Source organism: Streptomyces sp. NPDC005393 (genome assembly GCF_040606675.1).
Classification (GTDB): Bacteria; Actinomycetota; Actinomycetes; order Streptomycetales; family Streptomycetaceae; genus Streptomyces.
Genome location: NZ_JBEXFG010000001.1, coordinates 41,615 through 64,483, shown reverse-complemented (window position 1 = coordinate 64,483; position 22,869 = coordinate 41,615). Strand labels below are relative to the sequence as shown.

General features: G+C 72.2%; 19 protein-coding genes and 3 pseudogenes. 9 read left to right on the top strand and 13 right to left on the bottom strand.

The window, feature by feature from the left end; translation table 11 throughout:
• Complete coding sequence (locus tag ABZS71_RS00305) at positions 1-804, top strand: enoyl-CoA hydratase-related protein (protein ID WP_356206194.1); 804 nt, start codon at positions 1-3, stop codon at positions 802-804.
• Between the two features lie 632 nt (positions 805-1,436).
• Here ABZS71_RS00305 and ABZS71_RS00300 read toward each other — a convergent pair.
• Together ABZS71_RS00300 and ABZS71_RS00295 are read right to left on the bottom strand one after the other, a co-directional pair.
• On the bottom strand, positions 1,437-2,030 hold the full coding sequence (locus ABZS71_RS00300) for a DNA-3-methyladenine glycosylase I (protein WP_356206192.1): 594 nt from the start codon (positions 2,028-2,030) through the stop codon (positions 1,437-1,439).
• Positions 2,027-2,425 (bottom strand): DivIVA domain-containing protein, encoded by a 399-nt coding sequence (locus tag ABZS71_RS00295; protein WP_355851139.1) that lies wholly within the window; start codon positions 2,423-2,425, stop codon positions 2,027-2,029. Before ABZS71_RS00295 ends, ABZS71_RS00300 begins: the two co-directional genes overlap by 4 nt.
• Before the next feature lie 127 nt (positions 2,426-2,552).
• On the opposite strand from ABZS71_RS00295, the gene folP reads away from it, so the two are divergent.
• Positions 2,553-3,413 (top strand): dihydropteroate synthase, encoded by an 861-nt coding sequence (gene folP, locus ABZS71_RS00290; protein WP_356206189.1) that lies wholly within the window; start codon positions 2,553-2,555, stop codon positions 3,411-3,413.
• Positions 3,414-3,444: 31 nt separating this feature from the next.
• Here folP and ABZS71_RS00285 read toward each other — a convergent pair whose 3' ends face one another.
• Positions 3,445-4,194 carry a TIGR00730 family Rossman fold protein gene (locus ABZS71_RS00285; RefSeq protein WP_355850999.1) on the bottom strand — a complete coding sequence of 250 codons (750 nt, stop codon included), beginning with the start codon at positions 4,192-4,194 and terminating at the stop codon, positions 3,445-3,447.
• Between the two features lie 142 nt (positions 4,195-4,336).
• The gene (gene dapE, locus ABZS71_RS00280) at positions 4,337-5,407 is read right to left on the bottom strand and encodes a succinyl-diaminopimelate desuccinylase (RefSeq protein WP_356206186.1); all 1,071 of its coding nucleotides are present in this window, start codon (positions 5,405-5,407) and stop codon (positions 4,337-4,339) included.
• A gap of 107 nt (positions 5,408-5,514) precedes the next feature.
• Between dapE and ABZS71_RS00275 the strand changes: the two genes are divergently transcribed.
• Positions 5,515-6,426 (top strand): hypothetical protein, encoded by a 912-nt coding sequence (locus ABZS71_RS00275; RefSeq protein WP_356206184.1) that lies wholly within the window; start codon positions 5,515-5,517, stop codon positions 6,424-6,426.
• Between the two features lie 214 nt (positions 6,427-6,640).
• Positions 6,641-6,865: pseudogene (locus ABZS71_RS00270) on the top strand (ATP-binding protein); the annotation flags it as partial.
• Between the two features lie 495 nt (positions 6,866-7,360).
• Here ABZS71_RS00270 and dapC read toward each other — a convergent pair.
• Together dapC and fdxA are read right to left on the bottom strand one after the other, a co-directional pair.
• Positions 7,361-8,458, bottom strand: a complete 1,098-nt coding sequence (gene dapC, locus ABZS71_RS00265; protein ID WP_356206182.1) for a succinyldiaminopimelate transaminase — start codon at positions 8,456-8,458, stop codon at positions 7,361-7,363.
• Positions 8,459-8,592: 134 nt separating this feature from the next.
• The gene (gene fdxA / locus ABZS71_RS00260) at positions 8,593-8,919 is read right to left on the bottom strand and encodes a ferredoxin (protein ID WP_355851011.1); all 327 of its coding nucleotides are present in this window, start codon (positions 8,917-8,919) and stop codon (positions 8,593-8,595) included.
• A 114-nt stretch (positions 8,920-9,033) separates the two neighbouring features.
• Here fdxA and ABZS71_RS00255 point away from each other — a divergent pair, with 114 nt between their 5' ends.
• The gene (locus ABZS71_RS00255) at positions 9,034-10,044 is read left to right on the top strand and encodes a GNAT family N-acetyltransferase (protein ID WP_356206179.1); all 1,011 of its coding nucleotides are present in this window, start codon (positions 9,034-9,036) and stop codon (positions 10,042-10,044) included.
• A gap of 445 nt (positions 10,045-10,489) precedes the next feature.
• Entirely contained in the window at positions 10,490-11,317 is an 828-nt protein-coding gene (locus ABZS71_RS00250; protein ID WP_355851017.1) for a transglutaminase-like domain-containing protein, read from the top strand.
• A gap of 18 nt (positions 11,318-11,335) precedes the next feature.
• Here the strand turns inward: ABZS71_RS00250 and ABZS71_RS00245 are convergent.
• The 6 genes and pseudogenes from ABZS71_RS00245 to ABZS71_RS00220 form a co-directional block, all read right to left on the bottom strand.
• A pseudogene (locus tag ABZS71_RS00245) lies at positions 11,336-11,657 on the bottom strand (response regulator transcription factor); the annotation flags it as partial.
• Positions 11,658-11,659: 2 nt separating this feature from the next.
• A pseudogene (locus tag ABZS71_RS00240) lies at positions 11,660-11,851 on the bottom strand (ATP-binding protein); the annotation flags it as partial.
• Positions 11,852-11,986: 135 nt separating this feature from the next.
• Complete coding sequence (locus ABZS71_RS00235) at positions 11,987-14,068, bottom strand: peptidoglycan binding domain-containing protein (RefSeq protein ID WP_356206176.1); 2,082 nt, start codon at positions 14,066-14,068, stop codon at positions 11,987-11,989.
• Between the two features lie 196 nt (positions 14,069-14,264).
• Positions 14,265-14,633: a DUF6113 family protein gene (locus ABZS71_RS00230; protein ID WP_355851023.1), complete on the bottom strand. Its 369-nt coding sequence runs from the start codon at positions 14,631-14,633 to the stop codon at positions 14,265-14,267.
• Positions 14,630-15,514 carry an N-acetyl-1-D-myo-inositol-2-amino-2-deoxy-alpha-D-glucopyranoside deacetylase gene (mshB, locus tag ABZS71_RS00225; protein ID WP_356206174.1) on the bottom strand — a complete coding sequence of 295 codons (885 nt, stop codon included), beginning with the start codon at positions 15,512-15,514 and terminating at the stop codon, positions 14,630-14,632. Before mshB ends, ABZS71_RS00230 begins: the two co-directional genes overlap by 4 nt.
• A gap of 65 nt (positions 15,515-15,579) precedes the next feature.
• Positions 15,580-15,774 (bottom strand): hypothetical protein, encoded by a 195-nt coding sequence (locus ABZS71_RS00220; protein WP_355851029.1) that lies wholly within the window; start codon positions 15,772-15,774, stop codon positions 15,580-15,582.
• A gap of 318 nt (positions 15,775-16,092) precedes the next feature.
• Here ABZS71_RS00220 and ABZS71_RS00215 point away from each other — a divergent pair, with 318 nt between their 5' ends.
• Complete coding sequence (locus ABZS71_RS00215; protein ID WP_356206171.1) at positions 16,093-18,375, top strand: prolyl oligopeptidase family serine peptidase; 2,283 nt, start codon at positions 16,093-16,095, stop codon at positions 18,373-18,375.
• Here ABZS71_RS00215 and ABZS71_RS00210 read toward each other — a convergent pair.
• Entirely contained in the window at positions 18,282-19,439 is a 1,158-nt protein-coding gene (locus ABZS71_RS00210; protein WP_356206169.1) for a hypothetical protein, read from the bottom strand. The genes ABZS71_RS00215 and ABZS71_RS00210 overlap by 94 nt on opposite strands.
• A 445-nt stretch (positions 19,440-19,884) precedes the next feature.
• Here ABZS71_RS00210 and ABZS71_RS00205 point away from each other — a divergent pair, with 445 nt between their 5' ends.
• Both ABZS71_RS00205 and ABZS71_RS00200 read left to right on the top strand, forming a co-directional pair.
• Complete coding sequence (locus ABZS71_RS00205; protein WP_355851038.1) at positions 19,885-20,889, top strand: ABC transporter permease; 1,005 nt, start codon at positions 19,885-19,887, stop codon at positions 20,887-20,889.
• Positions 20,890-20,969: 80 nt separating this feature from the next.
• Positions 20,970-22,760: an ABC transporter substrate-binding protein gene (locus ABZS71_RS00200; protein ID WP_356206166.1), complete on the top strand. Its 1,791-nt coding sequence runs from the start codon at positions 20,970-20,972 to the stop codon at positions 22,758-22,760.
• Positions 22,761-22,869 lie beyond the last annotated feature (109 nt).

Here is a 22,869-nt window from a genome sequence, read left to right as displayed (position 1 = left end):
ATGGCCGACACCGTGCTCTACGAGCTTGACCACGGACTCGCGACGATCACCCTCAACCGTCCCGACGCCATGAACGCGCTGAACATCGACACCAAGGTGGCGCTCCGCGACACACTGCTGCAAGCCGCCGAGGATCCGCGGGTACGGGCCGTCCTGCTCACCGGCTCCGGCCGTGCCTTCTGCGTCGGCCAGGACCTCAAGGAGCACATCGGACTGCTGGCGGCGGACCGCGAGGGCAGCGGCGAGGGCTCGACCATGAGCACGGTCGCGCTGCACTACAACCCGATCGTCACCGCGATCACGGGGATGCCGAAGCCGGTGGTCGCCGCGGTCAACGGGGTCGCGGCGGGCGCCGGGGCCGGTTTCGCCTTCGCCGCCGACTACCGGATCGTCGCCGACACCGCCTCCTTCAACACCTCCTTCGCCGGGGTCGCCCTGACCGCCGACTCCGGCGTCTCCTGGACCCTCCAGCGCCTGATCGGCCACGGCCGCGCCGCCGATCTGCTGCTCTTCCCCCGCAACATCAGCGCCCAGGACGCGCTCGACCTGGGCATCGCGAACCACGTCGTCCCGGCCGCGGACCTCCCCACGGAGGCCGCGGTGATCGCCCGCCGGCTGGCCGAGGGGCCCACGGCGGCCTATGCGGCGATCAAGGAATCCCTCGCCTTCGCGGCCGGCCACAGCCTCACCGAGTCCCTGGCCAAGGAGGACGAACTCCAGCGCCGCGCGGGAGCGTCGGAGGACCATGCGACCGCGGTCGACGCCTTCGTGAAGAAGGAACGGCCGACCTTCACGGGCCGCTGACGCGTCCGGCGGAGTCGGGGGCGAGTGAGCCGAAGGGGCGCGCCGCTGTCGAAAGGGAGAGCCCGCGAGGCCCCTCGGGCTCCCATCCGGTATGGGGTGCCCGCCCGGCTGGGGCACCTCCCAGCGGTAGCTGGGGGCGAGCCGTGCGTTCGACCCCGCGCCGGTGTTCCGGCCGGGGGCACCTCCCAGCGGTAGCTGGGGGCGAGCCGTGCGTTCGACCCCGCGCCGGTGTTCGGCTGGGGGCACCTCCCAGCGGTAGCTGAGGGCGAGCCGTGCGTTCGACCCCGCGCCGGTGTTCCGGCCGGGGGCACCTCCCAGCGGTAGCTGGGGGCGAGCCGTGCGTTCGACCCCGCGCCGGTGTTCCGGCCGGGGGCACCTCCCAGCGGTAGCTGGGGGCGAGCCGTGCGTTCGACCCCGCGCCGGTGTTCGGCTGGGGGCACCTCCCAGCGGTAGCTGGGCGCGAGCCGAAGGGGCGCGCCGCTGTCGAAAGGGAGAGCGCGCGGAGGCCGCGAGGGCTGCGATCGATATGCGGCTACCGCCGCGCGAGTGGCCGAGCACGGTCGACCGTCGACAGGGGGCACCCCCGGCCGAAGGCTGGGGGAGGCTAAGGCGCCCCGGAGGCGAACCGAGCCCTAAAAAGTGCGGGCGTGGCAGTCGGCCAGGTGGTCGTTGACCAGGCCGCAGGCCTGCATCAGGGCGTAGGCCGTCGTGGGGCCGACGAAGCGGAAGCCGTGCTTCTTGAGGGCGAGGCTGAGGGCCGTCGACTCCGGGGTGATCGCGGGGACATCGGCCGTGGTGCGGGGGACCGGGCGGCCGTCGGGCGCCGGGGCGTGGGACCAGATGAGCCGGTCCAGCTCCCCCGGTGCCAGCTCCGCCGCGGCCCGTGCGTTGGCGATCGAGGCCGCGATCTTGGCCCGGTTGCGGATGATGCCGGCGTCGGCGAGCAGTCGCTGCTCGTCGGCCTCGGTGAACTCCGCGACCTTCTTGATCGTGAAGTCGGCGAAGGCGGCCCGGAAGCCCTCACGGCGGCGCAGGATCGTCAGCCAGGACAGCCCGGACTGGAACGCCTCCAGACAGATCCGCTCATAAAGGGCGTCATCGCCGTGGACCGGACGCCCCCACTCCGTGTCGTGGTAGCCGCGGTAGTCCGCCATGGTCTCGGCCTCAAGACCCCAGGGGCAGCGCGGCAGTCCGTCCGGCCCCGGGACCGTGCCCTGCCCGCTCATGCCCCGCTCCCGAACTCGCCCCGGAACTCGGTCCCCTCGAAGTCGCCGCCCGCGTCGGGGCGCCGCCGCGGGGCCGGTCCCGCCTGGCCCTGCGATCGCGCACCCGCCAGGGCCGTCTCCAGCTCGGCGATCCGGGTGTCGCGCTCGGCGAGCTCGGCGCCGAGTCGGCCCAGCACATCGTCCACGTCCGCCATCCGGTAGCCGCGCAGCGTCATCGGCAGCCGCAGCGCCTCGACGTCGGGACGGCCCACCGGCCGGTCCAGGGGCAGCGGATCGTCCAGCCGGTCCGGGGGCGCCTCGGGCAGCGGACCGCTGTCACCGCCCCCGACGACGGCGAGCGTGACCCCGCCGACCACTACGACCAGCGCGATCAGCAAGAACAAGAACACGGTGATCGTCTCCCCGGGGGTGCATGGTTGAGTCTGGTCCGTCGGCCTCGATATCTGTCTGCCTCGATCGTGCCATGCCCCTGTGACAGTTATCGTCGCTGCCCGCCCCCTGGAAGAAGATGAGGAAGTACGGATGCTGCGGCTGGGACGACGTGAGTTCGGCGAGAACGAGCGGGTGATCATGGCGATCGTGAACCGGACGCCGGATTCCTTCTACGACCAGGGCGCGACCTTCCGCGACGAGCCCGCGCTGGCCCGCGTCGAGCAGGCGATCGCGGACGGCGCGGCCATCATCGACATCGGCGGGGTCAAGGCCGGACCGGGGGACGAGGTGAGCGCCGAGGAGGAGGCACGGCGCACGGTCGGCTTCGTGGCCGAGGTGCGCAGGCGCCATCCGGACGTGGTGATCAGCGTCGACACCTGGCGGCACGAGGTGGGCGAGGCGGTCTGCGCGGCGGGCGCGGATCTGCTCAACGACGCATGGGGCGGGGTGGACCCCAAGCTGGCGGAGGTCGCCGCCCGGCACGGCGCCGGGCTGGTGTGCACCCACGCCGGCGGGGCACGGCCGCGTACCCGGCCGCACCGGGTCACGTACGACGACGTGGTGGCGGACATCCTGCGGGTCACGCTGGAGCTGGCGGAGCGCGCCGTGGAACTGGGGGTACGGCGCGACGGGATCATGATCGACCCGGGCCATGACTTCGGGAAGAACACCCGGCACTCGCTGGAGGCGACCCGGCGGCTGGGCGAGCTGAGGGAGACCGGCTGGCCCGTGCTCGTCTCGCTGTCCAACAAGGACTTCGTGGGCGAGACGCTGGACCGGCCGGTCAAGGAGCGGGTGCTGGGCACGCTCGCGACGACCGCCGTATCCGCCTGGCTCGGCGCTCAGGTCTACCGGGTGCACGAAGTGGCCGAGACCCGTCAGGTGCTGGACATGGTGTCCTCCATCGCGGGCCACCGGCCCCCGGCGGTCGCCCGCCGGGGACTGGCCTGACCCGCCCGTACGGCACCCGCGGCGGACGGCGTCAGGCGCCGGACTCCTTGGTCACCAGGTCGATCACCTCGTCGATGTCGTCGGTGAGGTGGAACAGGTCCAGATCGTGCTGGGACGCCTTGCCCTGGGCGATGAGGGTGTTCTCCAGCCAGTGGACCAGGCCCTGCCAGTAGTCGGTGCCGAAGAGGACGACCGGGAAGCGGGTCACCTTCTTGGTCTGGAGGAGGGTCAGAGCCTCGAAGCACTCGTCGAGGGTGCCGAGCCCGCCGGGCAGCACCACGAACCCCTGGGCGTACTTCACGAACATCGTCTTGCGGACGAAGAAGTAGCGAAAGTTGACCCCGATGTCGACATAGGGATTCAGGCCCTGCTCATAGGGCAGTTCGATGCCGAGACCGACGGAGACGCCGCCCGCCTCGCTCGCGCCGCGGTTGGCGGCCTCCATCGCACCGGGGCCGCCGCCCGTGATCACGCCGAAGCCCGCCTCGGCCAGGGCCCGCCCGATCCGCAACCCGGCCTCGTACTCCGGTGACCCCTCGGGCGTACGGGCGGAGCCGAACACGCTGATCGCCCTGCCCAGTTCCGCCAGGGTGCCGAAGCCCTCGACGAATTCCGCCTGGATACGCATGACGCGGAACGGGTCCTCATGCACCCAGTGCGTGGCGCCCTGGGTGTCCAGCAGCCGCTGATCGGTCGTACCGGGTCGCATCTGGTGGCGACGGCGCACGACCGGGCCCAGACGCTGCTCGTGCAGCGCTCGCTCTTCCTCGGCGTTGCCCACTGTGTGCTCCCTTCGCCAAGACCAAGATCTGTCAAAGATCTGTGGTTCAGGGTAGGCCCCTCGGAGGACGGAAAACCGAAATCCGGGCGACGCTCACCCGCCGAACCGCTGATCACGGCCCCTCGCGCACCCGCCGGCGGCCCTAGCGTGTCAGCCAGGCCCGCAGCCGCTCCTCGGCCATGAGGACGGCGGCGGTCGGCACATGCTCCTCGCGGGTGTGCGCGAGCTTCGGGTCGCCGGGGCCGTAATTGACGGCGGGCACGCCGAGCGCCGAGAAGCGGGCGACGTCGGTCCAGCCGTACTTGGGGGCCAGCTCCGCGCCGAGCGTCTCCACGAAGGCGGCGGCCGAGGGGTGGCTGAGACCGGGCAGGGCGCCGGGCGCGCTGTCGGTGACCTCGGTCGCGAAGCCGTCGAAGACCTCGCGGACGTGCGCGAGCGCCTCCTCCTCCGAACGGTCGGGGGCGAAGCGGTAGTTCACGGTCACCGCGCAGAAGTCCGGGATGACGTTGGTCGCGTGGCCGCCCTCGATCCCCACCGCGTTGAGCCCCTCGCGGTAGGTGAGCCCGTCGATGTCCACGCGCCGCGGCTCATAGGCGGCCAGCCGGTCGAGGATCGGGGCCGCCTTGTGGATGGCGTTCTCGCCGAGCCAGCTGCGCGCGGAGTGCGCCCGCCGCCCCTGCCTGGTCACCCGTACCCGCAGCGTGCCCTGGCAGCCGCCCTCGACCTTGCCCTCGGTGGGCTCCAGCAGGACGGCGAAGTCGCCGGCCAGCCACTCGGGGTGGTTCCTGGCCAGCCGCCCCAGCCCGTTGAGCTCGGCGGCGACCTCCTCGTGGTCGTAGAAGACGAAGGTGAGGTCGTGGTTGGGCTCGGGCACGGTCGCGGCGATCCGCAGCTGTACCGCGACGCCGGACTTCATGTCGGAGGTGCCGCAGCCCCACAGCACGCCGTTCTCGTCGAGCCGGGAGGGCACATTGTCGGCGATCGGCACGGTGTCGAGGTGACCGGCCAGCACGACCCGCTCCGCTCGCCCCAGGTTCGTACGGGCGACGACGGCGTCCCCGTCCCGGTCGACGGCCAGGTGCGGCAGGGCCCGCAGGGCCTGCTCGACGGCGTCGGCGAGCGCCTTCTCGTCGCCGCTGACCGAGGGGAAGTCGACAAGCCGGGCGGTGAGCCGGGCCGCGTCCAGGGACAGGTCGAGTGCGGGGTGTTCCATACCCGCGACCCTAGCTCCTCGGCCCGGCCCGGCCCGGCGGGCCCCGATACGTGGCGTTCCCCACCCCGGGCCCCTTGCCCGGCCGGGCCGCGGGGCCCTCCAGTAACGTGTGGCGCGTGTCCGTCTTCTCCAGCCGTGCCCGTCTGCTCCGAGCCGCGGTCGCCTGTGCCGTGCTCCTGGGGCTGGCCGGATACGTGGCGGTGCATCTGCTGACCGGTGGCACGGGGCCGCCGCGCTGTGTCGTCCGGGCGGACGGCGAGGATGTGCTGCTCGACCCGGAACAGGCGGTGAACGCCGCCACGGTCGAGGCCGTGGCCGCCTCCCGCGGGCTGCCGGAGCGGGCGGTCACCATCGCGCTCGCCACCGCGCTGCAGGAGTCGGGGCTGCGCAACATCCGCCACGGCGACCGGGATTCGCAGGGCCTCTTCCAGCAACGCCCCTCGCAGGGCTGGGGCACCGTGCGGCAGATCCGGAATCCGGTCTACGCCGCCGGGAAGTTCTACGACCATCTGGTGCGGGTGCCCGGCTATTCACGGCTGCCGCTGACGGTGGCCGCGCAGCGGGTGCAGCGCAGCGGTTTCCCGCAGGCGTACGCGAAGCACGAGACGGAGGCGGTGGTGCTGACCGGCGCCCTCACCGGGCGTTCGGCGGGCGCCTTCAGCTGCCCGGGGCCGCCGGACGACGGCCACAGGGGCGATCCGGCGCGCGTACGGGCGGCGCTGAAGCGCGAGTTCGGCGCGGAGGCGCAGTCGCGGCTGGACTCGGCCGGGCACGGCGGCGGAAAACACGCCGCCTCCCCCCATGCGGTGCTCGTTCCGGTGCGGCCGGCGACGGCCCGGGGCGGCGCGGCCCAGCGGGGCTGGGAATTGGCCCACTGGGCGGTGGCTCACTCGGACGAGTTGCGTATCGAACGCGTCTCCTACGGAAATCGCGAATGGAACGCGGGGAATTCCGGGGACGGCTGGCGGTCGGCCAAGGAGGGTTCCGAGGCGGAAGTGCGCATCACCATCGCCCGATAGCGCAGTCCATCACCGCAGTTCAGGACGGTTGGCGCGGTGCCTTGGGGCGTTCATCGGAACATGCTCCGCACTTAATACGCGCAGAAGCGGATAATGCGACGTATTGCCAATTCTTTACCTTGGCGCACCGCAACCTTCGCGCGGCTCACGCGGTATTCACAGCGTCCGATCGCCGGACACCCCATGCCAACTGTCCCTCCCTCAAAGGAGCATCATGTCCCTCCCTCTCACGCGTCGGATCGCTCGGGCCGCGCTGCTGGTCGCGGCGAGTGCGGCGCCCGTGGTCGGTGCCGCCGACGCCGCGAGTGCGGCGGATCAGTCCCTGCCGCAGAGCCCCAAGCTGGGCGGGCTGAGCGCGCTGGACACCGCCGCCGTCGGTGAGGTCACCGACGCCGCCTCGCAGCAGGTCGGGAGCGCGGCGGGTGACCTCAGCGGCAAGGCCGGCCGGACCGTCAAGGAGGTCCTCCCGGGCAAGGCCGCCCCGGCGAAGACCACCCCGGCCAAGCCCGCCAAGCCCGCCAAGCCGGCGAAGACCACCCCGGCCAAGCCCGGGAAGGCGGTCAAGGGCACCGCCGCCAAGGCCGCCCACGCCAAGCACGGCGTCGCCAAGGGTGTCCACGCCAAGGGCAAGGGCCAGGGCAAGGCCACCCACACCAAGGGCAAGAGCGGCGCCCACGCCAAGGGCAAGATGGCGCCGGCCGCCAAGGCCGCCCCGGCCAAGGCCGCTCCCGCGCCGGCCGCGCCCAGCGCCCCGCAGGACGACTCGCTGCCGGTCAAGGGCCTGCCGCTCAAGGGCCTGCCGCTGCTCGGCTGATCGCACCCCACGGGCGCACGGATGCGCGATGGGGCCCGGGGAGCAGGTGTCGCTCCCCGGGCCCCATCGGATGTCCCGGTACCGGAAGCGGATGTCCCGGCCCCGCCCGTGGGCGGGGTCTCAGCCCGCCAGCCGGCGGACCGCCGCCGCCACCCGCTCGTCGGTCGCGGTGAACGCGACCCGCACATGCCGCTCCCCCGCCGCACCGTAGAACTCGCCCGGCGCCACCAGGATGCCCAGCTCGGCCAGGGCGCCGACGGTGTCCCAGCACGGCTCGTCCCGCGTCGCCCACAGATACAGCGACGCCTCGCTGTGCTCGATACGGAAGCCATGGCCCTCCAGCGCCGACCGCAGCGCGGCCCGGCGCCGCTCATAGCGCTCGCGCTGCTCCGCCACATGCTTGTCGTCGCCGAGCGCCGCGACCGTGGCGGCCTGCACCGGCGCGGGCACCATCATCCCGCCGTGCTTGCGGATCTTCAGCAGCTCGCCCAGCACCGCCTCGTCACCGGCGAGGAACGCCGCGCGATAGCCCGCCAGGTTGGACCGCTTGGACAGCGAGTGGACCGCGACCAGCCCTTCGAAGCTCCCCCCGGAGATCTCCGGGTGCAGCACCGACCTCGGGTCCGCCTCCCAGCCCAGCTCCAGATAGCACTCGTCGCTGACGACCAGCACCCCGTGCGCACGGGCCCAGGCGACCGCGGCCCGCAGCTCGTCCTGGTCCAGCACCCGGCCGGTGGGGTTGGACGGGGAGTTCAGCCACAGCAGCCCCAGCCCCGCCGGGTCCAGCTCCGTAGGCTCGTCGTACGGCACCGGCTCGGCACCGGCCAGCCGCGCGCCCACCTCGTACGTCGGGTAGGCCAGCCGCGGGAAGGCGACCCGGTCCCCCGGGCCGAGGCCCAGCTGCGCCGGCAGCGAGGCCACCAGCTCCTTCGACCCGACGACCGGCAGCACCTGGGTGTGCTCGACCCGCGCCGCGCCCAGCCGCCGCTCCACCCAGCCCGCCAGCGCGTCCCGCAGCTCGGCGGTGCCCCAGACGGTCGGATAGCCGGGGCTGTCCGCAGCACCGGCGAGCGCCCTTTGGACCAGCTCGGGAACCGGGTCGACAGGGGTGCCCACCGAAAGGTCGACGATGCCGTCGGGATGGGCGGCGGCGGTCGCCTTGTACGGTTCGAGCCGGTCCCAGGGGAAGACCGGGAGGCGAGCGGAGACGGGTGGCACGGGGTGGCTCACTTTCTTGTTCAGCAGCCCGGGTACGGCGACCCGGGGAACCCGGGGGTGCCCGGGAAAACAGTCCGGCCCCGCAGGCCACAGGCCGTACGGGACCGAGGGCTGCGCCTAGGGCCGCGGCAGGGTCACTCGTTGTGCTCCTGCGGCGGAAGCGCGGCGATGAAGGGGTGGTCGCGCTCGATCAGGCCGAGCTTGCTCGCACCGCCGGGCGAACCGAGCTCGTCGAAGAACTCGACGTTCGCCTTGTAGTAGTCCTTCCACTCCTCCGGAGTGTCATCCTCGTAGAAGATCGCCTCGACCGGGCAGACCGGCTCACAGGCCCCGCAGTCGACGCATTCGTCCGGGTGGATGTACAAGGACCGCTGGCCCTCGTAGATACAGTCGACGGGGCACTCCTCGATGCACGCCTTGTCCTTCAGGTCGACACAAGGCTGCGCGATGACGTAGGTCACGCTGTCGTTCCTCCTCGTTAGGGCTGCTATCGCGCGGGAGCGCGGCGTCGTCGATGCCCGCACCTAGTATCTCCGTTCTTGGGCACCAGACGCACATGAGGGGCTGACAGAGCTGTGGATTTCACCACTGGCGGACGTCTCGAGGTCCGGATCACCCCGGATGACGTGGGAAAACGCGTTTCGGTGCGGCTTTTGACCGGCGCCGGGGCACGCCACGAGAAGTTCACCGACGTGGTAGGAGTTCTCACATCGTGGACCGAGGAGACGCTGTCCATCACCCGGCGCACCGGGGAGGTCGTGGAGATCGCCGAGGCATCGCTGGTGGCCGGCAAGGTGGTGCCCGCCGCCCCGGCCCGCCGCCGCGGCCCGGCCGCGAGCGCCCGTGAGCTGGACCGGGTCGCCGCCCGCGGCTGGCCGCCGGTCGTCAGCGAGCCGCTGGGCGAGTGGGAGCTGCGCGCCTCCGGCGGATTCACCCGGCGCGCCAATTCCGTCCTGCCGCTCGGCGATCCGGGTATGCCGCTGGACGACGCGCTGCGCCGGGTGACCGCCTGGTACGCCGCGCGCGATCTTCCCGCGTACCTCCAGGTCAGCACAGGCGCCGAGGACACCCAGGAGCTGCTCGCCGCGGAGCTCGGCACCCGCGGCTGGACCCGGGAGGTCTCCGCGCAGCTGCGCGTCGCGGCCCTCGCCCCCGTCGGCGACCGGGACGCCGACACCACCGCCGTGGTGCTCTCCCGGCAGCTCGACGACGCCTGGCTGGCCCGCTACCAGCGCTCCGCCCGGCCCTCCCCCGAGGCGCGGGCGGTGCTCTCCGGCGGCCCGTCGGTGTGGTTCGCGACCATACGGTCCGAGGCGGAGGGCAGCGTTCCGGCGGCGATCGGGCGCTGTGTGGTGGACGGCCGCTGGGCCGGGTTCACGGCGATAGAGGTCGCCCCGGAGCGACGGCGGCAGGGTCTGGCCGGCGCCGTGATGACCGCGCTGGCCCGCACGGCGCTGGAGGAGGGCGCCTCGGCCGCGTACCTCCAGGTCGAGACGGATAATGAGGGTGCCCACGCCCTCTACGAGCCCATGGGGTTCACCGTCCACCACACCTACCACCACTGGCGCGCACCCCGAAGCGAGTGAGCCGGCTGATGCACCCCGGAGACTCCGAGGCTTCCCAGCGTTATGGGGCCCCTGGGTTCCCATCGGTATGGGGTCCTAGGATCTTCCGGCCGGGGGCACCTCCCAGTGGTAGCTGGGGGCGAGCGGAAGGGGCGAGCCGCCGTGGAGCCCCCGGGGCCCCGGCGAGTGAGCCGAAGGGGCGCGCCGCTGTCGAAAGGGAGAGCGCGCGGAGGCCCCGAGGAACGAGGGGCCGAGCACGGTCGACCGTCGACAGGGGCTTTAGCGCCCCGGAGGCGAACCGAGCCCCGAAAAAAGGTGGGCCGAGCACGGTCGACCGTCGACAGGGGCTTGAGCGCCCCGGAGGCGAACCGAGCCCCGAAAAAAGGTGGGCCGAGCACGGTCGGCCGTCGACAGGGGCTTGAGCGCCCCGGAGGCGAACCGAGCCACAAAAAAGAGGGGGCCACGCATGAACGACACAGCACGACGGCGGCGGTTCGCCGACGCGGCGCGCGAGGAGCGCCCCGACCTGGCCCTGCTGTGCCTGTTGGTGGGCCTGGAGGCCGACCCCGCGCTGGACGAGACCGGGATCGACGAGGCGCAGATCGAGCTCGACCGGCTGGCCGGTCTGCTCCCCTTCTCCCCCGGCGGCCCCGAGGCCTGGGCCACCGCGCTGGCCCGCCTCCTCGGCGAGCGCTACGACTTCCGGGGCGCCGCGGCCGACTACCGGCGGCTGGAGTCCTCGCTGCTCCATCAGGTGCTGCGGCACCGCCGGGGTCTGCCGATCCTGCTGTCGGTGGTGTGGATCGAGGTGGCGCGGCGGGCGGGCGCGCCGGTGTACGGGGTGGCGCTGCCGGGCCACTTCGTGGTCGGCTTCGGCGATCCGTACGGACAGCATGTGCTGGCCGACCCCTTCGACGGCGGGCGGCCACTGTCGGACGAGGACGCGGCCCTGCTGGTGGCGGGGGCGACCGGCACCCCGCTGTCGCCGTCGATGCTGACCTCGGCCTCTCCGCTGGACATCGTGGCGCGGATCCTCAACAACATCCGCGCCTGGGCCGCCGCCCGCCCCGAGCGCATCGACGTCCAGCTCTGGGCGGTCGAGCTGGCCCTGCTGCTGCCCAGCCATCCGGCCCGGCTGCGCTACGAGCGGGCGCAACTGCTCGTGGAGCGGGGTGACTTCACGGCCGGTGCCAACGAGCTGGAGGATTACGCGGAGGTCGTGGCGGCGGTGGAGCCCGAAGCGGCGGAGGCGGTACGGCGCCAGGCGCGCGCGGCCCGCGCGATGCTCAACTAGGAGCCCTGGCGGCCCGGGCTACAGCCAGCCCTTGTCGCGGGCGATGCGGACCGCCTCGGTGCGGTTGCGGGCGGCGGTCTTCTGGATGGCCGTGGAGAGGTAGTTGCGGACCGTCCCCTGCGACAGGTTCAGGGCGCGGGCCGGCTCCGCGTTGGTCGAGCCGTCCGCCGAGGCCCGCAGCACCCTCGCGCTCCCGCGCGGTCAGCGGGCCGGCGCCGTCCACGAGCGCGGCGGCGGCGAGCGTCGGGCCGATGACCCGCTCGCCGCGCAGCACCCGCCGTATCGCGTCCGCGAGCTGGGCGGCGGGCGCGTCCTTGACCAGGAAGGCGTCGGCTCCTGACCCATGGCTTCGGCGAGCCCGGTCGGGCCGTTGCCGGGCGGGCCCGCGGGGCCCCGGCCGTGGTCGGTGACCGTCAGACAGAGGTCGTCGGCCGTCTCGGTGAGCGTCACCGCGCAGCCGCGCGCGCCGCTGTGCCGCACCACATTGGTGATCGCCTCGCGCAGCGCCCAGGCCAGCGCCTCCTCGCGGTCGGGGGTGAAGTCCGGGTGGTGGACGCCGGCCCGGTCCAGGTCCGGAACATGACGCCACCGGAATGACGGCGCGACGCCGCGTACGACGCGGCCCCCGCCCGGGTGCCGGGCAGGGGCCGTGACCGTCGTACGGGCGGCTCAGTTGTCCTGGCCGATGACGCCGACGCGCTCGCTCGCCGTCTTCCCGACCAGCGCCTGCCGCAGCGCCGCCACCACGTCCTGCGGGGTGACGGGCTTCTTCGAGCCGTTGCCGCGCTCGATCAGCACGCCGTCGAAGGTGCTGCCGTACAGCTGCTTGAGGACGGGCAGATCGTAGTGCTCGGTCAGATGACCGTCGACCACCCGCATGGAGAGGATCTTCCGCAGCGATTTGTCCGGGCCGAACTGAATGGAGTGCTGGGGGTCCGTCTGGACCGTCACCAGGCCCGACATCGCGGGCTTGGCGAAGCTCTTCATCTTCTGGTCGACCTCGGCCTTGCTGACCGTCGGCCGCTTGACGCCGACGGGCAGCGTGATGACCTTGTCCTGGCCGGTCTCGGCCCGCTGGCGGTACGCGTCGGACACGGCCTGCACCGCCTGGTCCACGTCCAGGGCCTTGCCCTCCTTGCCGTACACGGCGACGGCCCGGCCGGACGCGAAGTTGATCGAGCCCTCGCGGGCCGTGCCCGAGGTGCCCGCGAGCCGCTTCAGGGCGTCCCGGAGCTTCTCCTCGTCGACCGTTACGGAGGGGTCGGCCTGGTGGGTGCCGCCGAAGAGCGAGCCGATGACGGTGACCGGGTTGTAGTCCCGGCCCGCGACGCCCCGGACCGTGGCGTCGGTGTCCAGCACCAGGCCCGCTACGGACGGCTTGATCTCCTTCTGCTGGCCGTCGACCGACACCTTCAGCGGGGCGCTGGTGCGGTCGCCGAGCGCGGAGTCGAGCTTGCCGACGGCGACCTCCTTGGAGGTGCCGCCGATGTCGACGCCGAGGACGGTGGTGCCGTTCGGCACATCGGCGTGGTTCATCACCAGGCCCGCGCTGTACGCCCCACCGCCGATCACGAGGAGCAGGGCCACGGCCATGACGATCTTGGAGCGGCCCTTCTTCTTGGGCTTGCCGGCCGCGGGGGCGGACGGCGCCGGGGCGCTGCCGCCGGGCGCGGCGGGCGGGGACGGCGGTCCCTGCCGGCCCTCGGACCGCGGGACCACGGGCACCCCGCTGACCAGCGTGTCGCTGGAGACCTGCTCGGGCGGCACTCCGCCGCTGGGCGTGGGGTCGGGGTCGCGGAACAGCGACGGGCTCGTGTCGAGGTCCCCGCCGAGACCGCCCAGCGGACCCGCGCCCGTGGTGGCGCCGAGGCTGCCGGACAGCGGTGAGCCGCCCGGCGGAGTCGGCGGCTGCGCGCCGGGGCCCGAGGCGTCACCCAGCGGCCCCACACCACCCGGCGTCCGCGGGCCGCCGTCGAACGGGCTGCCCGCGGAGCCCGGTCCGGGCGGGGCCAGCAGATCGTCGTCGCGCCGGCCGGCGCCGGGGCCCCGCGGCGGCATCAGCATGTCGCCGGAGACCGGGCCGGTGGTCGGGCCGTTCGGCTCCCGCGCGGGGAAGCCGCCGGTGGCCGGGGTGTCGGTGAAGTACGGCAGATCGGAGACGGGTCCGCCGCCGCCCAGCGACGGGGCGGGGAACTGCTGGGTGGTCTCCGGGGCCGGGGACACCGGCGGCTTCGGGGTGCTCCCGGTCGTCGACGAGCCGCCCTTGGACCTCCGGGGCGCGAACCAGTCGCTGGTCCGCTCGCCGTCTCCCTTGCCTCCCTTACCCCCCTTGTTCTCCCTGCCCTCCGGGCCGTCCGCCCGCGCCTCGGCCGCCGCGCCGGACTCGGGCGCCGGCGCGAGGCTGGGCCGGGGCGTGCTGCCGGTGCGCTCGGAGGACTCGTCGTCCTCACCGGAGCGGGGGGCGGGCACGCCCTCCTCCGCGACGGGCCTGCGCATGACGACCGGCGGGATGGGCCGCGAACCCGGAATGTTGATCCGGATCCGGGTCGTCAGAGTGGTTTCGGTCTTCGGTTCCTCCGGCTTGGCCGCGGCACGCCCCTCGCCGTCGTCGGCGCCGCCCTGAGGGGCGTCCTGCGCCGGGTTCGGCGACGGGTACTGGCGCGATCCGTACGGCGGGGTGCCCGACGGGTAGGCGGCACCACCGCTACCCCCCCGGGGCCCGGAGGACGAACTGTCAGATTCACGGCTCAAAGCAGGTTCTCCCAGTTAGCTCCGCCGCCCGTCAGACTCGCGCGGGCGGCTCGGCGGCGCGCACCACCATACTGGGCGTCACGGTCGCGTACTTGACGGCCGCCCTTTCAGCGCACCCTGTGTGCCCATGGCACACCGTCCGGCGCACTCGGAACGCCCCGTCGAGTCCCGGGGACGTCACGCCGAAAACGTCACGTCACTTACCAAGTCGGACCGACGGCCTGCCCGGTTGCGGCACCAAAGGCAACGTGGCGCACATCACACCGGCGAACATTCCGCCCAGGAGGAAAGCGTACGACCCCAGGCCCGCGCCGAAGAGGAAGTCCCCTTCCGGTCGGGCGGATGTGAGCAGAACTACGGCGACCGTCCACGCCCCGGCGGGCACTCCGCCGCCCAGCCTGGTCCCGGTGGCCTTGACCCCGCCGTAGCACACGGCCACGACGCCCAGCAGCGCGAGCAGCAACCCGCCGGGGAACCAGGCGGCTTGGACCAGCGCGCCCGCGATGCCCACCAGCGCCCCGACTACGGCCAGCAGCGCGTAACCTCCCAGCCGCCCGGCGGTCATGCCGTCACCCCCGCGAAGAGGTCGTCCTCGCGGTCCGCGGCGGCCTCGCCCCTGACGAGCCGGTAGTGCTCCTTGACGAACAGCGGCTGACCCAGGTCGTTCGAGAGCGCGAAGAAGGGCCCGTCCACGGCGATCTGGCTGGCGTGGGCGCGCATGGCGGCCGTCTTGGCCGCGGCGTACCCGGTGCCGTCGATCGCCGCGGTCACCTCCGTGTCGTCCACCACCCCCGGGACGTCGTCGACGGTGGCGATCCCTGGGAAGAGCGACTCCCGCCCCGCCGCCCGCAGCCGGGCGAAGCCCTCCTCGACGGCCGAGCGCGGAACGCAGTTCCAGTAGACCTTGGCGATCTCGTGCGGCGCGCCGAGCTCCGGGCGGTGGTCCGGGTCGGCGGCGAGCTCCACCGCGCGCATCGCGACCCGGTGCGCCTGGATGTGGTCGGGGTGGCCGTAGCCCCCATCGCGGTCGTACGCCACCAGGACCTGCGGGCGGACCTCGCGGACCACGGCCACCAGATGGCCCGCGGCCTCGTCGAGGTGGGCCTGCCAGAAACTGTCCGGCCGGTCGTTCTGCGGGGCGCCCATCATCCCGGAGTCGCGGTAGCGGCCGGGTCCGCCCAGGAAGCGGTGGTCCTCGACGCCCAAGGCCTTCATGGCCGCGGCGAGTTCGCCGGTCCGGTGCGGGCCGAGCGCGTCGTCACGGTCGGCGGCGAGATGCGCGAGGGCAGGCGGGATCACCTCGCCCTCCTCGCCGAGGGTGCAGGTCACCAGCGTGACATGAGCGCCCTCGGCGGCGTACTTCGCCATGGTCGCGCCGTTATTGATCGACTCGTCGTCCGGATGCGCGTGGACCAGCAGCAGACGACGGGCGGGAAGAACGGTCATGGGCACAGCCTACGAGTCGCACACCAGTGCCCATGGGTCGTGGCCCCGACACCCATCCCCCGGGGTCAGAGCTTCACGCCGCCGATCATGTCCGCCACATTGGTCGTGAGGTCGTCGATCGTCGGAGCGACCGATGAGCTCGCGAGATAGAAGCCGAGAAGCACACAGATGACCGCGTGCCCCGCCTTCAGCCCTGCCTTGTTGACGAGCATGAAGACGATGATCAGCAGCAGCACTGACAACGAGATCGAGAGCGCCACAGCGGCTCACCTCCAGGTACACGCGCTCGGACGGATAACTTATTGATGCCACGGGAGTCCTACCCACTATGCGCAATCGATCATAACTATGGGTGCGTGCGCACGACTCGGTGCACGGGAGCATGACAGGGGCGCATGCCCGATCGCACCGACTCCCCAGGTCCCGGGGCGACTTCCCGCTGGTTATGCGCCATATCGCCATCGTCGGAGCTGGCTTGATCTGGACGCCTCGACGGCTGGACTGTGCCGTGGGCAACCCCGTTCCCGACGGGCGGGCCGTACGGCCCTTGCGCTCATCCGGAGCCGTACCCTCGCCCTATGACCGGACAGCTCTCCTTCCCTCGGCAGCACGCGCGCACCCAGCGGTTCACCCTTGGAGCGCCGCGGGCCTTCACCGTGGCCCCCGACGACTCACGCGTCGTCTTCCTGCGCTCCCGCACCGGCACCGACCGGACGGGCCTCCTGTGGGTGTACGACCTCGCCGGGCAGCGCGAGTACCCGGCCGCGGACCCGGTCGCACTGCTCGGCGGCGCCGACGAGAAGCTGTCCGCCGAGGAGCGGGCGCGGCGCGAGCGCAGCCGCGAGGGGTCGGCCGGGGTGGTCGGCTACGCGGTGGACACGGCGGTGGAGCGCGCGGCCTTCGCCCTCTCCGGGCGGCTGTTCACCACCGACCTGACCGCCGGCACCACCCGCGAGTTGCGGGCCCGGGGCCCGGTCGTGGATCCGCGCCCGTCGCCCGACGGCCGCCATATCGCCTACGCGGCGGGCGGCGCGCTGCGCGTCACGGGCGCCGACGGCGAGGGCGACCGGGCGCTCGCGGAGCCGGAGGGCGACACGGTCTCCTACGGCCTCGCGGAGTTCATCGCGGCCGAGGAGATGGACCGCTCACGCGGCTTCTGGTGGTCACCGCGGAGCGACGCGCTGCTGGCCGCCCGGGTCGACGACGCCGCCGTACGCCGCTGGTGGATCGCCGACCCCGCCCACCCCGACCGGAAGCCGGCCGAGATCGCGTACCCGGCCGCGGGCACCGCCAACGCCGACGTACGGCTGGTGCTGCTCGGCCTGGACGGCTCCCGTACGGAGATCGAGTGGGACCGGAAGCGCTATCCGTACCTCGCACGGGTGCACTGGTCGTCATACGGCCCGCCGCTGCTGCTGGTCCAGGCGCGGGACCAGCGCAGCCAGCTCTATCTGGCCGTGGACACCGAGTCGGGGCGGACCAGCACGGTCCATGCCGACGAGGACCCGGTTTGGCTGGATCTTTTCCCCGGGGTGCCCGCCTGGACGGAGGATGGCCGGCTCGTCCGCATCGCGGACGAGGGCGGCGCCCGGGTGCTGATGGTCGGCGACCGCAAGCTCACCTCCGGCGCCCTCCAGGTGCGCGCGGTGCTCGGCATCGGCGAGGACGATGTGCTGTTCTCGGCCTCGCCGGGGGCCGAGGCGGAGCTGCCCGAGCGGCCGGGCGAGATCGATGTCCACCGGGCCTGGTTCCGGGGCAGCGGGGATCAGGGCGGCTGGGAGCCGGTCGGCAAGCGGCCCTTCCCTGCGGTGCACTCCGCCGTGCGCGGCGGCGAGGTGGTCGCCCTGTCGTACGCGGGGGTGGACCGGCCCGGGGCCCGGGTGGAGCTGCTGCGGCCCGCGGACCACGGCGCGGCCGAACGGCTCGCCGAGATCGCCTCGTACGCGGAACAGCCCGTCATCACCGCCCGCCCCGAGCTCGTCTTCGCGGGCGGGAACGACATCCCGTGCGCCGTGCTCCTGCCCACGGGCTACCAGGAGGGCGACGGGCCGCTGCCGGTCCTCATGGACCCGTACGGCGGGCCGCACGGCCAGCGCGTGGTCGCCGCGCACAATGCCCATCTCACCTCGCAGTGGTTCGCCGACCAGGGCTTCGCGGTGATCGTCGCCGACGGCCGGGGCACCCCCGGCCGGTCCCCCGGCTGGGAGAAGGCCGTACGCGACAATCTCGCGGGCGTGACGCTCGAGGACCAGGTCGAGGCGGTGACGGCGCTCGCCGAGCGCTATCCGCTGGACCTCGGCCGGGTCGCCATCCGCGGCTGGTCCTACGGCGGCTATCTCGCCGGGCTGGCCGTGCTGCGCCGCCCCGATGTCTTCCACGCGGGCGTGGTGGGCGCGCCGATCACCGATCTGCGGCTGTACGACACCCACTACATGGAGCGGTATCTGGGCCATCCGGACGAACAGCCCGAGGTCTACGCCGCCAACTCGCTGGTGACCGACGAGGGGCTGTCCGGTGCAGCGGACGAGGCCCGGCCGATGATGATCATCCACGGTCTGGCCGACGACAATGTGGTCGTCGCGCACACCCTGCGGCTCTCCTCGGCCCTGCTCGCCGCGGGCCGCCCGCATGAGGTGCTGCCGCTGTCCGGAGTGACCCATATGACCCCGCAGGAGCAGGTCGCGGAGAATCTGCTCCTGCTGCAAGTGGACTTCCTCAAGCGCTCCCTGGGGCCGCGCCAGTCCGCCGGCGGCCCACCCGGCGGCGGCTACCAGCCCGGCGGGGGCGCGGGCGGCGGTGCGGGCGGAGGCGATGACGGCGGAGCCGGGGGCGGCGGGGTCGCGGGCGGCGGTGGGGCATAGACCCCGCCCCCGTAGCCGCCGCTGTCCCCATAGCCCCCGCCCCCGTAGCCGCCACCGGCCCCGTAGCCGTAGCCGCCGTATCCGCCGCCGTACGCCGGGGCCTCGGGCCGCGGCGGGCCGCCCAGCGGCGCCTCGTCCGCGCCCACTCCCCGCCGCGCCAGCGCGACCAGGGCGATCAGCCCCGCCGCCGCCTCGAAGAACGCGCTGAGCACACTCAGCACGCCCACGGTCGGCAGATCGCCCAGATGGTCGACGTACTCCAGCTTGAAGCAGAGCGAGACCTCGCTGATCCCGATGGTCAGCACCAGCGCCGCCGCCGTCATCCCCAGCGGCCGCGACAGCGGCGCCCGCGCCGGCGCCGCGACGGCGGCGGCCAGGCACAGTGCGACCGACGCCCACGCGCTCCAGGCGCCGGGGGCCGAGAGCAGCGTGGCCAGCGTGTGCTTGCCGGTGAGCAGATACTTGTAGAACACCCAGCCGCGCTCCTGGGCCCAGTAGATCTGCCAGGCGCCGATGACGGCCCCGACGGCCCCCAGGGAGAGGGCGGCGGTGACCGCCGCCCCGGGCCCCGGCCGGGCGGGCGGCTGGTCGGCGGGCGACGCCGGGTACGGGCCGAGATCGGCGGGGCGGCGCGCGGCGGCCACGGTCGCCAGCAGGAGACCGCCGAGCACGACGCCCACCCACACGCTCAGGTTCGCCCGGGTCTTCAGATCGTCGGGGACGCCCTGCATCCAGTCCGCGTTCAGATTCCACAGGCTGGGCAGGCGCACCGCGACGGTCACCACGGCGACCGTGCCGAGCGCGCCCGCGGCGGCCGGGGAGCGCAGCGCGGCGATCCCGACGGCCACGTAGACCACCAGCAGGACGAGGTCGAGCAGGGACGAGCCGAAGATCGACCCCGAGGCCCGGAACGGCAGCCCCGACCAGGCCCACCACAGATCGCTCGCCTCGTCGGCCTTGTCCAGGTCACGGATGATCCACGCCAGCGAGATCAGCCCGAGCACAGCGCAGACGAGTGCGCCGAAGACGCGCGCTCCGCGGTTAAGTATCCGTCCTTGCCCCATAGCCGTAGGTTTCCCCCACCTCGCACCCCCGGCAACCGTCGGGGCACGAAGAAATCACGGATGGTGACCGGCCGGGACGACATGGCGCGCCCCGGCCGGTCTACGGCACCCGCACGGCCGCACGCAGTTCAGCCTGGCGCGTCCGTATATCGGTATTGCGACAGTCAAGTTGCCTGTGCGTTAACGCGTTTCATGCTCATAGGCCATGCTTTGTCGGCATACGGAGATCCCTGTCAAGCACGTTGGCACGTCGATCTGCCAAATCTTCGCTCAAGACTCCGATGAGCGGCAGATCCGCCCTCGCCCGCCCCTTGACTGGGCCGTTAATCGGTTGCGACAGTCCGCTCAACCCGACACGCACGCACGGCAGGGCGAGCGGGCAGCGGCATGACGCGCATAGATAAGCGAGTTGACGGTGTGACACCAGTGCGGGGGGCGTGACGCGATGACGAGTCCATCCCGGACCACCGTGGTCGAAAAGACCGCGCCGGTCGCGGAGGGCGGCCAGCCGGCCGGTCTGGCGCCCCGCCAGCTGATGTGGCGTCGCTTCCGGCGCGACCGGACCGGGGTGATCTCCGCCTTCGTCGTGCTGTTCTTCTTCGTCGTCGCCGTCCTGGCCCCGGTGATCGGATGGCTGTACGGCAAGGATCCGTACACCACCTACGGTCTCGACCGCCCCGAGCTGCTGGATCCCATCACGGGCTATCCGATGAAGCCCAACGGCGGTATCGACGGGGAGTTCTGGTTCGGCATCGAGCCCAAGCTCGGCCGTGATGTGCTGATGCAGCTGGTGTACGGCATCCGCACCTCGCTGCTGATCGGGCTGGCCGCGACCCTGCTGTCCACGGTCACCGGCATCGTGATCGGCGTCGTCGCGGGCTATATGGGCGGCCGCACCGACTACTTCCTCGGGCGGCTCATCGATCTGCTGCTGTCGTTCCCGCAGCAGCTGTTCTTCGTCGCCTTCATGCCGGTGGTCACCGCGCTGTTCGTCAGTCCGCAGAAGGAGACACCCACCTATTTCCGGGTGACGGCGCTGGTGGTGGTGTTGTGGCTGCTGGGCTGGATGCAGCTGGCCCGGCTGCTGCGCGGCCAGGTGCTGTCCCTGCGGGAGCGTGAGTTCGTCGAGGCGGCCAAGGTGACCGGTGCCTCGCCGGGGCGGATCGTCCGCAGGGAGCTGCTGCCCAACCTCGGCACCCCGATCCTGGTGCAGTCCACGCTGATGCTGCCGAACTTCGTGACGACGGAGGCGGCGCTGTCCTTCCTCGGCGTCGGCGTGGTCGAGCCGACCCCCGACTGGGGCCGGATGTTCGCCAAGGGCGCGAACTTCTACGAGGGCGACATCACCTACATGTTCTTCCCCGGCATCGCCATGGTGGTCTTCGTGGTCGCCTTCAACCTGCTCGGGGACTCGGTCCGGGACGCGATGGACCCGAAGACCACGCGCTGACGCACAGCCGGCGCCGATCAGTACGGCAGACGCAGAGAACGGCAAGTGTTCCGTCCGATGAGGCAGGTGCAGTGACGACCATGACGTTGACCAGCAGGCGCAGAACGCGCACATACGCCGTCGCCCTGGCCGCGGGCGCCCTGGCGCTCTCGGCGTGCAGCAGCGGGGGCGGCGGCTCCGATCCCAAGGGGTCCAAGGAACCCAAGATGGAGAGCCAGGACATCAGCCTGGGCACCGCCGCCGACTCCACGGGGCCCGCCAAGGACCTGGCGGGCGCCAAGAAGGGCGGCACCGTGTCGGTGCTGCAGCGGGACGCGTTCGAGCATCTGGACCCGGGTCAGATCTACGTCAGCGATGAGCTGATCATGCAGACGCTCTACAACCGCACGCTGACCAACTACCAGGTCGACGACAAGACGGGGAAGGTCAAGCTGGTCGGCGACCTCGCGACCGACACCGGCAAGTCCTCGGACGGCGGCCGCACCTGGACGTACACCCTCAAGGACGGGCTGAAGTTCGAGGACGGCTCGCCCATCACCTCCAAGGACGTACGGCAGGCCGTGGAGCGGCTCTACGCGCCCTTCGAGACCAACGGCCCGACCTATCTCCAGCAGTGGCTCTCCGGCGAGGGCCAGAAGTACCGCAAGGCGCTGCCGGACGGCCCGTACAAGGGCAAGCATCTGCCCACGTCGGTCCTGGACACCCCGGACGACAAGACGGTCGTCTTCCACTTCGACCAGCCGCGCGCCGAGGTGCCCTTCGCGGTGGCCATGCCGAACATCACCGCGGTGCCGCCGGCGAAGGACACCAAGGAGAAGTACGACAAGGCGCCGGTGTCCTCCGGCCCGTACAAGATCAGGAACTTCAAGGCGGGCAAGGGCATCCAGTTCGTCAAGAACGATCAGTGGGACCCCAACACCGACTCGATCCGCCATCAGTACGTCAACACCTTCAACGTCTCCTTCGGCCATCAGTGGGTGGACTCCACCCGCCGGCTCCAGGCCGACAAGGGCGCCGACCGGAACGGCATGACGTTCACCAACGCGGTCGACCCCTCGCAGATCTCCTCGGTCCTCAAGGACAAGGCCGCGATGGCCCGTTCGATGACCAAGACCCAGCCGTATGTGGACGTCGTCTCGATCAACCTGGACCGGGTCAAGGACAAGAAGGTGCGCGAGGCGATCGCCTGGGCCTTCCCCAGCGGCCAGTACCTCCAGCAGTTCGGCGGTCCGAAGGCCGGTGAGGTCGGCGGCGGTCTGGTCGGCCCCACGCTCAAGGGCTACGACCCGTCCTTCGACCCGTTCGAGAAGAAGAAGTACCCGGGCGGCAACGCCAAGAAGGCCAAGGAGCTGCTGAAGGAAGCCGGCAAGGAGGGCTACGAGCTCGTCTACGCCTACGGCAACGGCGAGACCCACCAGGACGCCTCGGTGGTCGTCCAGCAGGCCCTGGAGCGGGCCGGGTTCAAGGTGCAGAAGAAGGAGATCGACCAGACCACGTACTACACGCAGATCGGCAAGGTCGCCAACAAGTACGACCTGTACCGGTCCTCGTGGGGCGCCGACTGGCCGTCGGCCTCGACCGTGGTCCCCCCGGTGTACGGCGGGAAGAACGTCTACGACGACTCCGCGAACTACTCCCACCTCAAGGTCCCGTCGGTCGACAAGGAGATCGACCGGGTCGCGAAGGTCAGCGATCTCAACCAGGCCACCACCGACTGGATCAAGCTCAGCGAGAAGCTCTTCACCGATGAGGTCCCCGCGGTCCCGACCTACTACAACCGGCTGTTCACCCTCTGGGGCTCCGGTCTCGGCGGCGTGAAGTACAACTCGGTCTACGGAGCCGTGGACCCGACGGCCGTCTTCATCAAGTAGCCGCGGCAGCCCAGAGAGCCGCCCGGAGCCCGGCCGCGCCGCAGACGCCGTCACCGCCGTAGTACGGTCGTCGCGGCGCGGCCGGGGCCCGCCCCTAGCGGAAGATCCC

What these genes read in the sequence shown, in the direction of transcription:
- ABZS71_RS00200 (WP_356206166.1), top strand. Translation starts at nt 20,970, where the DNA reads ATGACGTTGACCAGCAGGCGCAGAACGCGCACATACGCCGTCGCCCTG.
- ABZS71_RS00300 (WP_356206192.1), bottom strand. Translation starts at nt 2,030, where the DNA reads ATGAGCGGGCAGGGCACGGTCCCGGGGCCGGACGGACTGCCGCGCTGC.
- ABZS71_RS00210 (WP_356206169.1), bottom strand. Translation starts at nt 19,439, where the DNA reads ATGGGGCAAGGACGGATACTTAACCGCGGAGCGCGCGTCTTCGGCGCA.
- ABZS71_RS00230 (WP_355851023.1), bottom strand. Translation starts at nt 14,633, where the DNA reads ATGACCGCCGGGCGGCTGGGAGGTTACGCGCTGCTGGCCGTAGTCGGG.
- ABZS71_RS00305 (WP_356206194.1), top strand. Translation starts at nt 1, where the DNA reads ATGGCCGACACCGTGCTCTACGAGCTTGACCACGGACTCGCGACGATC.
- ABZS71_RS00205 (WP_355851038.1), top strand. Translation starts at nt 19,885, where the DNA reads ATGACGAGTCCATCCCGGACCACCGTGGTCGAAAAGACCGCGCCGGTC.
- folP (WP_356206189.1), top strand. Translation starts at nt 2,553, where the DNA reads ATGCTGCGGCTGGGACGACGTGAGTTCGGCGAGAACGAGCGGGTGATC.
- ABZS71_RS00250 (WP_355851017.1), top strand. Translation starts at nt 10,490, where the DNA reads ATGAACGACACAGCACGACGGCGGCGGTTCGCCGACGCGGCGCGCGAG.
- mshB (WP_356206174.1), bottom strand. Translation starts at nt 15,514, where the DNA reads ATGACCGTTCTTCCCGCCCGTCGTCTGCTGCTGGTCCACGCGCATCCG.
- ABZS71_RS00215 (WP_356206171.1), top strand. Translation starts at nt 16,093, where the DNA reads ATGACCGGACAGCTCTCCTTCCCTCGGCAGCACGCGCGCACCCAGCGG.
- dapE (WP_356206186.1), bottom strand. Translation starts at nt 5,407, where the DNA reads ATGGAACACCCCGCACTCGACCTGTCCCTGGACGCGGCCCGGCTCACC.